Source organism: Kitasatospora sp. NPDC032150 (assembly GCF_055579945.1).
This window is the reverse complement of record NZ_JBVIMH010000020.1, coordinates 99,213-112,344: the sequence shown is the minus strand read 5'-3', so window position 1 is coordinate 112,344 and position 13,132 is coordinate 99,213. Positions and strand designations below refer to the sequence as shown.

General features: G+C 71.3%; 10 protein-coding genes, 1 pseudogene and 1 riboswitch. Of the genes and pseudogenes, 7 read left to right on the top strand and 4 right to left on the bottom strand.

Going from position 1 to position 13,132, the window contains the following annotated elements:
* The first annotated feature begins 9 nt into the window (after positions 1-9).
* Positions 10-957: a carbohydrate ABC transporter permease gene (locus tag ACZ5ON_RS23310; RefSeq protein ID WP_465595856.1), complete on the top strand. Its 948-nt coding sequence runs from the start codon at positions 10-12 to the stop codon at positions 955-957.
* Positions 958-1,135: 178 nt separating this feature from the next.
* On the opposite strand, the gene pepN is transcribed toward ACZ5ON_RS23310, so the two are convergent.
* Positions 1,136-3,772, bottom strand: a complete 2,637-nt coding sequence (gene pepN / locus ACZ5ON_RS23305; RefSeq protein ID WP_465595853.1) for an aminopeptidase N — start codon at positions 3,770-3,772, stop codon at positions 1,136-1,138.
* Positions 3,773-3,953: 181 nt separating this feature from the next.
* Here pepN and ACZ5ON_RS23300 point away from each other — a divergent pair, with 181 nt between their 5' ends.
* Positions 3,954-4,589, top strand: a complete 636-nt coding sequence (locus ACZ5ON_RS23300) for a mycothiol-dependent nitroreductase Rv2466c family protein (RefSeq protein WP_344638433.1) — start codon at positions 3,954-3,956, stop codon at positions 4,587-4,589.
* A 68-nt stretch (positions 4,590-4,657) separates the two neighbouring features.
* On the opposite strand, the gene ACZ5ON_RS23295 is transcribed toward ACZ5ON_RS23300, so the two are convergent.
* Complete coding sequence (locus ACZ5ON_RS23295; RefSeq protein WP_465595849.1) at positions 4,658-6,073, bottom strand: amino acid permease; 1,416 nt, start codon at positions 6,071-6,073, stop codon at positions 4,658-4,660.
* Between the two features lie 315 nt (positions 6,074-6,388).
* Between ACZ5ON_RS23295 and ACZ5ON_RS23290 the strand changes: the two genes are divergently transcribed.
* A complete protein-coding gene (locus ACZ5ON_RS23290; protein ID WP_465595846.1) occupies positions 6,389-6,988 on the top strand; it encodes a biotin transporter BioY in 600 nt (199 codons plus the stop codon).
* Between the two features lie 178 nt (positions 6,989-7,166).
* Entirely contained in the window at positions 7,167-7,652 is a 486-nt protein-coding gene (locus ACZ5ON_RS23285) for a ribose-5-phosphate isomerase (RefSeq protein ID WP_465595843.1), read from the top strand.
* 33 nt (positions 7,653-7,685) lie between these two features.
* Here ACZ5ON_RS23285 and ACZ5ON_RS23280 read toward each other — a convergent pair whose 3' ends face one another.
* Entirely contained in the window at positions 7,686-8,966 is a 1,281-nt protein-coding gene (locus tag ACZ5ON_RS23280) for a GNAT family N-acetyltransferase (protein ID WP_465595840.1), read from the bottom strand.
* 190 nt (positions 8,967-9,156) lie between these two features.
* On the opposite strand from ACZ5ON_RS23280, the gene ACZ5ON_RS23275 reads away from it, so the two are divergent.
* Positions 9,157-10,389: a SpoIIE family protein phosphatase gene (locus tag ACZ5ON_RS23275; protein WP_465595837.1), complete on the top strand. Its 1,233-nt coding sequence runs from the start codon at positions 9,157-9,159 to the stop codon at positions 10,387-10,389.
* Between the two features lie 462 nt (positions 10,390-10,851).
* Positions 10,852-11,046: a hypothetical protein gene (locus ACZ5ON_RS23270; protein ID WP_344638438.1), complete on the top strand. Its 195-nt coding sequence runs from the start codon at positions 10,852-10,854 to the stop codon at positions 11,044-11,046.
* A 1-nt stretch (position 11,047) separates the two neighbouring features.
* Here the strand turns inward: ACZ5ON_RS23270 and ACZ5ON_RS23265 are convergent, their stop codons facing one another.
* Positions 11,048-11,827 (bottom strand): DUF6348 family protein, encoded by a 780-nt coding sequence (locus tag ACZ5ON_RS23265; RefSeq protein ID WP_465595834.1) that lies wholly within the window; start codon positions 11,825-11,827, stop codon positions 11,048-11,050.
* A 408-nt stretch (positions 11,828-12,235) separates the two neighbouring features.
* Positions 12,236-12,391, top strand: a riboswitch (cyclic di-AMP (ydaO/yuaA leader).
* Between the two features lie 133 nt (positions 12,392-12,524).
* Here ACZ5ON_RS23265 and ACZ5ON_RS23260 point away from each other — a divergent pair.
* Positions 12,525-12,923: pseudogene (locus tag ACZ5ON_RS23260) on the top strand (M23 family metallopeptidase); the annotation flags it as partial.
* Positions 12,924-13,132 lie beyond the last annotated feature (209 nt).

Genomic DNA, 13,132 nt, shown 5'->3' with positions numbered 1-13,132 from the left:
GGCCATGGCATGAGCACCAGCATCGAAAGGAACGCCCCCGCGCCGGAGGTGGAGCGCACCCGCGGCGGCCGTCCGGCGAACCGGGCAGAGCGCTTCGCCGACCGCGGGGGAGTGCTGAACGTCTTCTCGCACGGGTTCCTCGCCCTCTGGGCCGTGATGATCGTCTTCCCGCTGCTCTGGGTGGTGCTCGGCTCGTTCAAGACCGACGCCCAGATCAACGGCAGCGCCTGGAGCTGGCCGGGTCACTGGAGCTTCGACGCCTTCGGCCGGGCCTGGACCAAGGGCATCGGCGGCTTCTTCGCCAACACCCTGATCGTGCTGGCCGGTTCGCTCACCCTGACCATGTTGCTCGGCTCGATGGCGGCCTATGTGCTCGCCCGGTACGAGTTCAGGGGCAACCGGCTGATCTACTACTTCTTCGTGGCCGGGGCGATGTTCCCGGTCTACCTGGCCCTGGTCCCGCTCTTCTTCATGGTCCGGAACCTCGGCGAGCTCTCCCCGCTGCTCGGCCTGAACAGCTACCTGGGCCTGATCCTGGTGTACGTCGCGTACTCGCTGCCGTTCACCGTGTTCTTCCTGCACTCCTTCTTCCGCACCCTGCCAACCGCCGTGCACGAGGCGGCGATGCTGGACGGCTGCTCGCACACCCGGGCGTTCTTCCGGGTCATGGTGCCGATGGCGAAGCCCGGACTGATCAGCGTCGGCATCTTCAACCTGCTCGGTCAGTGGAACCAGTACATCCTGCCGGTGACTCTGATGCAGCCGACCTCGGCGGGCGAGGCCGACCACTCGGTGCTGGCCCAGGGGCTGGTCAACCTGGCGTTGCAGTCGGGGTACGCGAGTGACGCGCCGTCCCTCTTCGCCGGCATGACGATCGCGATGCTGCCGGTGCTGGTGGTGTACCTGTCCTTCCAGCGCCAGGTGCAGTCCGGACTCACGTCCGCCACCCTCAAGTAGCGCGGGGCCGAGGGCGTGGGAGCCCTCGGCGGTCGGGCCCGTCGGCCCCCGACCGGCTCGGGGCGCGGGGCCCGCGCGAGTGGCCCGCTGTCGCGGTGCACGGTGTTTCGCGCGGGCCCCGCCCCGGGGTGGTTCCCGGTGGGCCGGCCGCCTCAGACCCGGTCGGCCGGCGGAGGGATCAGCCCCGGTCGCACGCCTGCGCGCGCAGTGCCCGCGCCAGGTCGTCGTGGCACTCCAGGACCAGCCGCCGGAGGGCGGGCGCGGCGGCGGGGTGTCCGGTCAGCCAGGCGTCGGCGGCGGCGAGGGTCCGCTCGTCGGTCTGGTAGCGCGGGAAGAACCCGCCGACGATCCGCATCGCGATCTCGATGCTGCGCTGCGACCAGATCTCCTCCAGCAGCGCGAAGTAGCGCTCGGTGTAGCCGGCCGTCAGATCGCGGCGGCCCGGCTGGTTGAAGCCCGAGATCTGGGCCTCCACCAGGGCGTTGGGCAGCTCGTCGGAGTCGATCACGGCCGACCAGGCGGCGGCCTTGGCCTCGGCGGTCGGCAGGGCTGCCAGGCACTCGGTCAGGTGCTGCTTGCCGCTGGCGGTGTTGTCGGCGGCCAGCTCCGCGTTCAGCTCCTCGGCGCTCGCCTTCCCGGCGGCGGCCAGTGCCAGCCAGAGCAGCCAGCGCAGGTCCTGGTCCACCTCCAGGCCGTCGATCCGGGCGGTCCCGGCGAGCAGCCCGCGCAGCAGCCGGAACTGCTCCTCCTCGTGGGCGGTCTGCGCCAGGAACCGGGCCCAGGCCAGCTGGTGGTCGCTGCCCGGTTCGGCGGCGCGGAGTTCGCGCAGCGCGCCCTCGGCGAGCAGCTGCGCGCCCTCCGGGCGCCAGGCCGGGTCCGCGTACACGTCCAGCGCGAGCTTGGCCTGCTGGTGCAGTGACTGCAGCACGCCGATGCCCGACTCCTGGCCCGCGAAGCGCAGTACCAGCGCCAGGTAGTCGCGGGTCGGCATCAGCCCGTCCCGGGTGAGGTTCCACACGGCCGACCAGGCCAGCGCCCGGGCGAGGCCGCCAGGCCGACCGGGCCCCTCGCCCCCGGCCGTCGGCCGGGGGTACCCCCGCCCGTTGGCGGGCAAGGAGGGCCCGTCGGTGATCTCGCCGAGGCCGTCGCGCAGGGTCTCCAGCGAACGGTCGTCGAAGCGGATCTTGCAGTACGTCAGGTCGTCGTCGTTGAGCAGCACCAGCGCGGGCCTGGGCAGCCCGGCGAGCTCGGGGACGACGGTGCGGGTGCCGTGCACGTCCAGCTCGATCCGGTGGGTGCGGACCAGGGCGCCGACGGCGTCGCGGTCGTAGAGGCCGATCGCGATCCGGTGCGGACGCGGGGTCGCGCCGTCCTGGATCACCGCGAACTCGGTGATCCGGCCCTCGGCGTCACAGGTCAGCTGCGGGGTGAGCGAGTTGACCCCGGCGGTCTGCAGCCAGGCCTCGGACCAGGCGGTCAGATCGCGGCCGCTGGTCCGCTCCAGTACGTCGAGCAGGTCGCCGAGCACGGTGTTGCCGTAGGCGTGCCGCTTGAAGTACTGCCGCACGCCCGCGAAGAAGGCGTCCCGGCCGACGTAGGCGACCAGCTGCTTGAGCACCGAGGCGCCCTTGGCGTAGGTGATCCCGTCGAAGTTCAGCTTGGCGTCTTCGAGGTCGCGGATGTCCGCGGTGATCGGGTGCGTGGTGGGGAACTGGTCCTGCCGGTAGGCCCAGGCCTTGCGCTTGTTGGCGAAGGTGATCCAGGCGGACCGGTACCTGGTGGCCTCGATCTGCGAGAAGGAGCCCATGAAGTCGGCGAAGGACTCCTTGAGCCACAGGTCGTCCCACCACTTCATGGTGACCAGGTCACCGAACCACATGTGCGCCATCTCGTGCAGGATGACGTTGGCCCGGCCCTCGTACGCGGCCTCGGTGACCTTGGAGCGGAAGACGAAGTCCTCGCGGAAGGTGACGCAGCCGGGGTTCTCCATCGCGCCGATGTTGTACTCCGGTACGAAGCACTGGTCGTACTTCCCGAACGGGTACGGGAAGTCGAACTCCCGATGGAAGAAGTCCAGGCCCTGCTTGGTGACGGTGAAGATCTCGTCCGCGTCGAAGTAGGGGGCCAGCGACCTGCGGCAGGTCGCGGCGAGCGGGATCTCCAGGGTGGAGCCGTCGGCGAGCCGGTGGTGGTAGTGGTCGCGCTCGACGTGGTACGGGCCGGCGACCACGGCGGTGAGGTAGGTGGAGATCGGTTGGGTGGGCGCGAAGCGCCAGACGCGGGCGCCGCCCTGGTCGGTGATCTCCTCGTGCGCCGCGTTGTGGTAGACGTCCCAGGCGGCCGGTGCGGTCACCGTGAAGCTGAACGGGGCCTTCAGATCCGGCTGTTCGAAGGTGGCGAACACCCGGCGGGCATCGGCCGGTTCGTAGTGGGTGTAGAGGTAGGTCTCGCCGTCCGCCGGGTCGACGAACCGGTGCAGGCCCTCGCCGGTCCGGCTGTAGGCGCAGTCCGCCTCGACCGCCAGGACGTTCTGCTCCGCCAGGGTGTCGAGGGTGATCCGGGCGCCGTCGAAGACCGTATCCGGGTCCAGGGCGCGGCCGTTGAGGGTCACCGACCGTACGGCGGGCGCCAGCAGGTCCACGAAGGTGGCGGTGCCCGGCGCGGAACTGCGGAAGGTGATCGTGGTGGTGGAGCGGAAGGTGGCGGCCGCCGGGTCGACGGCGGAGGTCACGTCGAGGTGGACCCGGTAGCTGTCCACACTGAGGATGTCGGCCCGCTGCTGGGCTTCCTCGCGGCTCAGGTTCTTGCCCGGCACGGGCGGTACTCCTTTGTCCGGCTCGCACACAGGGTGCTGGGAGGTCTTCCTTGCCGGGCATCCTTTCACGCGGCCCGCACCGTGTTATTGCACAGGTCACACGGAATCAGTCCGGGGGCCGCGGTGTTGCGATCGGAGGCAAGCACCGTTGCTTCTCGGAAAAGTGCGAAGGACGTAGCCAGTGACCACCGCAGACTCCCGCAAGATCGCCGACTTCTGGTTCGACCCGATCTGCCCCTGGGCCTGGATGACCTCCCGCTGGATGCTGGAGGTCGAGAAGCTCCGCCCGGTGGAAACCCGTTGGCACGTGATGAGCCTCGCCGTCCTCAACGAGGACCGCGAGGACCAGCCGGAGAAGTACAAGAAGAACCTGCCCAACGCCTGGCGCCCGGTCCGGGTGCTGATCGCCGCCGCCCAGGAGTACGGCGACAAGGTGCTCGGCCCGCTCTACACCGAGCTCGGCACCCGCTTCCACAACCAGGGTCTGCCCAACAACCGGGAGACCATCGAGGCCGCACTGGTGGCGGCGGGGCTGCCGGCCGAGCTGGCCGACGCGGCCGACAGCGACGAGTACGACGCCGAGGTGCGCGCCTCGCACCAACAGGGCATCTCGCTGGTCGGCGAGGACGTCGGTACTCCGGTGATCGCGGTGGACGGCGCGGACGGCGAGCGGGTCGCCTTCTTCGGCCCGGTGGTCACCCCGACCCCGCGCGGCGAGGCCGCCGCCCGGCTCTGGGACGGCACCCTGCTGGTCGCTTCCACCCCGGGCTTCTTCGAGATCAAGCGCACCCGCACGGCGGGCCCGTCCTTCGAGTGAGCACGGCCGGCGCGTGAGCGGACACGGCGAGGGGCCCGGTACCAGGTACCGGGCCCCTCGCCGTGCCGTCAGGCGGTGCGCCGCTGCTTCAGCCAGCCGAGCACCGAGAGCACCACGGTCAGACCGGCCGTGAAGTACAGCTGGATCCGGTTGTCCGCGTCGAGGGTCATCAGGGCCAGCACCGCGAGGACCGCAGCCAGCGCCACCCAGGTCAGGTACGGGAAGAGCCACATCCGCACGGTGAGCTGCTCGGGCGCCTCCCGCTCGATCCGGCGGCGCATCCGCAGCTGGGCCACCGCGATGAAGGCCCAGACCACCAGCACGGCCGCGCCGACCATGTTGAGCAGCCAGGCGAAGACGGTGGTCGGCCACCAGTAGCTCAGCAGCACCGCGAGGAAGCCGAAGGCCGAGGAGGCCAGCACGGCCAGCCGCGGCACCCCGCCGGTCACCCGGGCCAGCGCCTTGGGGCCCTGGCCGCGCTGGACCAGCGAGTACGCCATCCGGGAGGAGCCGTAGATGTTGGCGTTCATCGCCGACAGCAGCGCGATCAGCACCACGACGTTCATCAGCTGGCCGGCGCCGGGGATGCCCAGGTTGTCCAGCACTGCGACGTACGGGCCGTCCTTGGTCACGCTCGCGTCGTTCCACGGCACCAGGGTGACGATCACGGCCATCGAGCCGACGTAGAACAGGGCGATCCGCCACATCGCGGTGCGCACCGCCGAGGCGACGCTGCGCCGGGGGTCCGTGGACTCGGCGGCCGCGATGGTCACCGTCTCCAGGCCGCCGTAGGCGAAGACCGAGGCGAGCAGGCCGGTGATCAGGCCGGTGGAACCGTGGGGGAAGAAGCCGCCGTGACCGGTGAGGTTGGCGGTACCGGGGGAGGAGGTGCCGGGCAGCAGGCCGAGGATGGCCAGCACGCCGATCACCAGGAAGGCGGCGATTGCAGCGATCTTGACGGCGGCGAACCAGAACTCGAACTCACCGAAGTTCTTCACGGCCGCCAGGTTGGTGGCGCAGAAGAAGCCCATGAAGACGGCGACCCAGACCCAGAGCGGCACGCTCGGGAACCAGCCGTTCATCACGTGCGAGGCACCGATCGCCTCGGCGCCCACGCCGACGCAGAGCAGCGTCCAGAACATCCATCCGACGGTCAGACCGGCCCAGGGGCCGATCTCCCGCTCGGCGTGCACGGAGAACGAGCCGCTGGCCGGACGGGCCGCGGACATCTCGCCGAGCATCCGCATGACCAGCATGACCAGCAGGCCGGAGGCGGCGAAGGCCAGCACGATGGACGGACCGGCGGCGGCGATACCGGCGCCGGAGCCGACGAACAGCCCGGCGCCGATCACGCCGCCGAGCGCGATCATCGACAGATGGCGCTGCTTGAGACCGTGGGAGAGCTGCTGGTTCTCAGAGCCCGAGCCGGCGTTGGACGCCGGCTCGTTGGACTCCAGCAGCGGCTGGGTGGTGGGGGTCGGCATAGAGGCGGATCCAGACTGTTACGGATGTCGGAGCAGTCAGTCCACTATTCGGTACGCCAGATGGTCATGCCAAGAAATCCGACCGGAGGACCGGATTTCGGACATTAGAGTGACTGAAAGTGATCGTCTATCTACCTAAATAGCGTCTTGGTGTCCTGATAAGACGGAATCCGACAAGGTGCGGGCCGAACACTTGTCAGAGGCCGACGCGCCGTGGACACGACGTTGCACATAGGTTCACAACTGTTCCCGAGCGTCAACGAACGACCACGCCGCGTCGATGCGACCAGGTCGCGTCAGAACTGGAGACCCGCCATGGCCACTGCCGTCACGCCCGCCCCCGCCACGGTGCTCGCCGACCACCTTCCGCGAGCGGCCACCCGGCTCGGCGGCCAGGCGCGCGAGCTGGCTCTGGTCGTCGGCGGCGCCGCGCTGACCGGCCTCGCGGCCCAGTTCTCGGTGCCGGTCCCCGGCTCGCCCGTCCCGGTCACCGGGCAGACCTTCGCCGTGCTGCTGGTCGGCACCGCCCTCGGCGCCCGCCGGGGTGCCGCCTCGCTCGCCCTGTACCTGCTGGCGGGCATGGCCGGGATGCCGTGGTTCGCCGAGGGCTCCTCGGGCTTCGCGATGCCGAGCCTCGGCTACGCCATCGGCTTCGTCCTCGCCGCCGCCCTCACCGGGGCGTTCGCCCGGCGCGGGGCGGACCGCAGCGCGCCGCGCACCGCGATGGCGATGGTGCTCGGCAACCTCGCCATCTACGCGGTCGGCGTCCCGTACCTGGCGGCCTCGCTGCACGTCTCGCTCGCCAAGGCCGCCGACCTCGGCCTCTACCCCTACCTGATCGGCGACGCGCTCAAGGTCCTGCTCGCCATGGGCGCCCTCCCCCTGACCTGGAAGCTCCTGCGGCGCCGCGGCTGAGCCTCGTTCCCGGGGCGCGGGGAGCCGTGTGACTCCTGCCCGAGCGGGCAGGCCGCGCGGGCCCCGCGCCCCGGCGCGCGGCACGTTCCCCATGACGCACCGGTCGGCCGCGACGCCCGAGGCGCTCGTGCGCGCCCCTGCGGCGGTACCCGGCGGGTCGCATGCCACACTCATACGCATGCGCGTGTACCTGGGTTCCGACCATGCCGGATACGACCTCAAGAACCACCTAGTCCAGTGGCTGAAGGACAACGGCCACGAGCCGATCGACTGCGGTCCGCACATCTACGACGCCGAGGACGACTACCCGCCGTTCTGCCTGCGCGCCGCCGAGCGCACCGCCGCCGACCCCGAGGCGCTGGGCATCGTGATCGGCGGCTCGGGCAACGGCGAGGCGATCGCCGCCAACAAGGTGAAGGGCGTGCGGGCCGCGCTCGCCTGGAGCGAGCAGACCGCCTCGCTCGGCCGTGAGCACAACAACGCCAACGTGATCAGCATCGGCGGCCGGATGCACACCCCGGAGGAGTCGACCCGCTTCGTCGAGGTCTTCCTCAACACCCCGTACAGCGGCGAGCCGCGCCACACCCGCCGGATCGCCATGCTGAGCGAGTACGAGACCACCGGCGAGCTCCCCCCGATCCCGGCCCACCACCCGCAGGGCTGATCCCCTTCCCGGCGCGGGCTGCCGTACAGGTGCTCAGAACCCGTGCGGCAGCCAGGGCGCGACCTGGGAGGCGAACGCCCGGGAGGCCTCCTCCAGCGCACCCTCGCGCAGTTCGGTGACCCGCCCGGCCGCGCCGAGTGCCGCCAGCGTCAGCCCGCCGAGGTACGCGGAGCCCAGCTCGCGCACCGACAGCGCCAGATCGGCCGGCTCCGTGGTCGGCACGCAGCTCGCCGCCTTGCCCGGCCCGTCGGCCTGGAGCTTCCAGCGCCCGGTGTTCCACGGGCAGAACTCGTCCGTGACGTCCAGTACCAGCGCGACCGGCGACGCGTACTCACGCAGCCGGAGCGCCTCGCCGACCTCCACCAGCCGGACGTAGAGCATGTCCTCCAGCACGGGGTGCAGCCGGCGGGTGTCCGAGACCAGGTGCAGCAGCGGGTCGTCCACCGGGCGGTTGCCGGCCGTGACCCTGTCGGTCAGGTCGATCTCCAGCAGATACGACCAGAGCCTGGCGTACACCTGCGGTGTCAGCGCCTCGACGTCGCGCACCAGCACCGTCCCGGCCGCCGGTTGGCTGACCGGCTCGGGCCTGACCTGGTACCGGGCGTAGCCGAGCAGCCGGCCGCTTCGTGCGTCCTCGGCCAGCACCGCCTGGAGCGGCGAGGCGTTGCCGCGCGTCGCGGGCGGGTCGAGCAGCGGCAGACGGTCCCAGTTCGGGCGGCGCTCCAGCATTCCCGGGCGCAGCGGTACGAGGGAGGCGTACAGCTCCTCGCAGGCCGGGCTGCTGAGCGCCGGGTCGGCCAGCCGCAGCCGGACGCCGTCCGCCGGCAGCGGGGGAAGGGTCACCCGGCGGCTCTCGATCTCCAGGGCGAGGTGGAGGGTGCCGAGGCCGTAGCCGAAGCGGCCGTAGATGGCCGGTTCGGAGGCGGTGAGTACGGCCAGGGCCTCGCCGCGGGCGCGGACCTCGTCCAGCTGGCGGCGCATCATCGCGGTCAGCAGGCCGCGCCGGCGGTGCGTCGGCAGCACTCCGACCAGGGTCACCCCGGCGACCGGGACCACCGCGCCGCCCGGTACGGCCATCCGGAAGCTGTACGCACTCGAGGCGGCCACCGGGGTCGTCCCCTCCCAGACGCCCTGCGAGCGGCCGGTCTCGGTGAGGTCCCGCCAGAGCTGCCGGGCCTCGACCGGCTCCTCGCTGCCACCGAATGCGACCTCCGCCGCCCGGTACCAGGCGTCCCACTCGGCGGGGGTCAGGGTGCGGACTTCCGGTGCGTTATATGGGGAATGAGTGGAATCAGTGGCAAGGTCCGGAGTCATACCTCCCACAGCTATCATCCGTTTTGATCGGGCGCGACCGATTTTTCGCCATATCCTCAACTGCCGTGCAGTGGCCGGAAGATGGGCGCTCCGCCCGGCGGCCGAAAGGTGCCGGGGAAGCCCGGCACAACCCGCCCGACACGGCAAGCCCATCGACGTCGCCCCGCACCGGTGGATAAGGTCGGAGCCCATGGCTGGCAGCACGCCGGGCGCACCGCCCCAGACGACTGCGAAGGGGCCCACCGCGACGGCGGCCGCGGACCCCTGGACGGCCCGGCTGCGCACCAGGCTGTACCGGGCCCGCCGAACGCTGCGCCGAACCGGGGTGGACTACTTCCGCGGTGACGCCTCCGACTGGCTCGCCTTCGCCGCCTTCCTGGCGGCGATCCCGCTGCTGGTGCTGCTCAACGTCTGGTTCCCCGCCTGGGTGCCGCCCACCGCCCTGGTCCTGCCGATCCTGGCCGGCGCCCTGTTACTGCGGCCGGGCACCCTGGTGCTGCTGTACGCGGCGGCCGCCCTGGGCCTGTCCACCGAGTCCGTGATCCACACCGGCGAGCGGGTGGCCAGCGAGCACCCCGAGAGCTATGTCTTCGGCGTCACCCCGGGTGCCGCCCTGGTGGTCGGCGCGGTCGGGGTGGCCGGACTGCTGCTGGCGCAGTTCCGCAGCCGGGTCGGCGTACCCTGGCGCGGCGGCGGCACCATGCTGTTCGACCTGCGCGAACGGCTGCGGGTGCAGAGCCAGGTCCCGAAACTGCCCGAGGGCTGGTACGCGGACATGGCGCTGCGGCCGGCCGGCGGCCAGTCCTTCTCGGGCGACTTCGTGGTGGCCGCCAGGACCGGACCGGGGCGGCGGATGCTGGAGTGCGTCCTGGCGGACGTCTCCGGGAAGGGCATGGACGCCGGCTCGCGCGCCCTGCTGCTGTCCGGCGCCTTCGGTGGCCTGCTCGGCTCGCTGCCCGCCCACGAGTTCCTGCCGGCCGCCAACGGCTATCTGCTGCGGCAGGACTGGGAGGAGGGCTTCGCCACCGCCGTCCACCTGGTGCTGGACCTGGACACCGGCGAGTACGAACTGCTGTCGGCGGGGCATCTGCCCGGGATGCAGCGGCTGTCGGGGGCCGGCCGCTGGGAGGTCAAGGAGGCGGCCGAGGGCCCGCTGCTGGGGATCTACGATGGTGCCAAGTTCGAGGGCGTGCAGGGCCGGTTGAACCGGGGCGACCTTCTGATGCTCTGCACCGACGGTATGGTCGAGGTGCCGGGGCGCGATCTCTCCGAGGGCATGGACCGGTTGATGGGGGAGGCCGATCGACTGGTCGCCGGGGCACTGTTGCAGAGCGGCAGCCGGGGCGCGGCGGTCCGGCTGATCGAGACGGTGGCCAAGGACGTCAACGACGACCGGGCGGTGCTGCTGCTGTGGCGCGGGTGAGGCGCCGGGCCGGCCGGGCGGAGCCCGACGGCGACGGTTGGTTCGACCATCGGACAGGTGTGTCAAGTCCGGCGGCCGATCTTCGGCCAATCCTGGCGGGGCGTCCGCACGGTGCCGTCGGACGGGCCCCGATGCCCGGTCACCGCTGACCGGGCCGGTGGACGAGCCCCTGCCGACAGCTCGTCAGCGACCTTGGGCTATCGTCTCGGTCGGCGGAAATTCGTCTCACATGCCAGGAACTTCCGGCCGGGCTTCCGGCTACGCCTTTACGCAGTCGGCACGAACGACCACACTGAGTCGGTGGGTGGGACTGGTCGGTACCGGTGGTCGGGGGATGGGGGGCGTTGCATGCGGCTCTCTGTCGGCGCCGCACGGCCTGTGCCCCGCCAGACAGGCCGGGCTCCGGCGTCGCCACGGGGTTTCCGGGTGAAACCCCGCAACGAAGTAAGGAAGTGAGTCCGGGTGGTGCTCTCCGTCTCCGCACTGGTGCTGTTCGGTGCCCTCGTCTTCATCTTCATCCGCAACAAGCAGCTGAAGACCAGTCACGCCATCATCTCGGCCCTGTTCGGCTTCATGCTCAGTGCGTCCACGGCGGCGGAGCCGATCAAGAACTTCCTCACCTCGGTGGCCAACAGCCTGAAGTCCTTCTCCGGCTGACCTACCGTCGGGCGGACCGTAGCACGTGCCTGACCCGGGCCAGCAGGCCGGGCCGGGCCACCGGCAGCACGACCGGTACCGGCGCCGGGGCGGGGCGTACGGGTTCGGGGTGCAGGCCGCCCTCGGGGACCAGCAGGATGAACAGCCGTGCCCAGCAGAAGCGTTCACCGCGCGGCCAGTCCAGTGCGTGCAGTGCGGCCGAGGCGGCCTCCGAGACCTCGCCGTTCACCCGGACCTCGGCGATGTCGTCGCCGGACCGCCCGCCGAGGAAGAGCTTCACTCCGGTCAGCCGCCCGGTGGTGAGCTCGGGCCGGAGCGCGTCGGCGATGGCGGTCAGCGGCTGGTGGTCGGCCAGCCAGTCGGCCAGGCGCTCGTTGCCGAAGCCGAAGACGGCCGCCGGGCCCTGGATGGCGTGCCACTCGGCCAGTTCGGCGGGCTGGTAGTGGTCGCCGTGCTCGCCCCGGTGTTCCAGCAGCTCCACCACGGTGGAGGCGGTGGTGGTGGCCCACATCTTCACGGCGTTGTCGAGCTTCTCCTCCTCGGTCTTGCCGAGTCCCGCCGCGCAGTCCCAGACCACGGGGGCGTCCGCACGCCCGAGGTCGAGGACGAAGCCGAGGTCCACATGGCCGCTGCCGCCGTCGCCAGGGTGCTCGCGGACGGCCACCGCCGTGGTCCCCGGACCGCGGACCACTTCGTCGTCCACCGTGAACTCCACGCCGAACTGCGCCATTTCGCGGACCACGCTGCGCTGGATGACGGCCATACGGTCCTGCGGGCGCACGGGCTGGCTCCTAGCTCGAATAGATGATCGTTAAGGCAGATGCGAGCGAGGGTATCGGCCTCGGGCCCCGGCGGGAAACGGACCGTCAGTTACGCCGAGTGCGGATGGGGTGACGCAGCTCACCGGAGATTCTCCCGTCCATGCCGGAGGGTGCTCGGTTCGCCACAGGGCGTGCGATTCATAACGTTCTGTACGGATTCGTCCTGCCGGTCGTGACCGTCCCGACTGCGCAGGGCAGTCCACCCCGGCCGGAGAGTGACTTCGGATCCGTGTGCCTTTATGTGTCCCTTATGTCCGGATGGGACGAGCTTGCTCCGTGTACGTCGGATCGGCTTTTCTTCAGCCATCCCGGTCACCGTCCGGGTCGGTCCGCCGGGTGGAACGCCGAGTCCTGCCGCCGCCCGGGGGTCGCACTTCACGCAGTGCACGGCAGGAGCGGGGGAACCGAAGGCAGGTCGCCGCGCCCGGAGATCCGGGCCGGCCAGGGGTGAAGCCGCTTCCAGGCGGCCGGGCTACTCCCGGTCCGAACCCGACAGCTCACCTCGCAGGCGTCGGAGAGGACTCCCCCATGTCCGCGCAGGACGCCCGCTGTTCCCGGCTGCCCCGATTCGCCCGCCGCGCGCTCGTCGCCGCCGCGGCCGGCACCGCCGTGGCGCTGCCCGCCACCACGGTCGCCGCCCAGGCGGCCCCGGCCTACACCGCTCCGGTGGCCAACCCCCGCCTCGGCACCCCGTACCACGCGGCCGGGTCCGCGTGGGCCAGCGGCTACCACACCGGCGTGGACTTCCTGGTCTCCACCGGTACCCCGGTGAAGGCGGTCACCAGTGGCACCGTGGTCACCGCCGGCTGGGGCGGCTCGTACGGCAACCAGGTCGTCATCAGGCACACCGACGGCCGGTACTCCGAGTACGCCCACCTCTCGGCGATCGCCGTCCGGGTCGGCCAGTCCGTGGGCGCCGGCCAGCAGATCGGCCGCTCCGGCGCCACCGGCAACGTCACCGGTCCGCACCTGCACTTCGAGGTCCGCACCGGCCCCGGCTACGGCTCCGACATCAACCCGGTGGGCTACCTGGTCAGCCACGGCGTCCGGCTCTGACGCGCCTTCGGTCCGCTCCCTCCCCGGCCCCGGCCCCGGCCGGGGGCCGGACCGGTCGTCGCCGGGGCGTCGCGGCGGCACTCCGAAAACGACTTCGGCCCCGGGGGGAAGGGGGTCCCCTCTGGGAAAGGGAGAAGGAGTTTGAGATGTGGGCGAGAAGCCGACCCTCACGCGCAAGTTGGAAAGACTAGGGTTTCCACCTTAGCCGC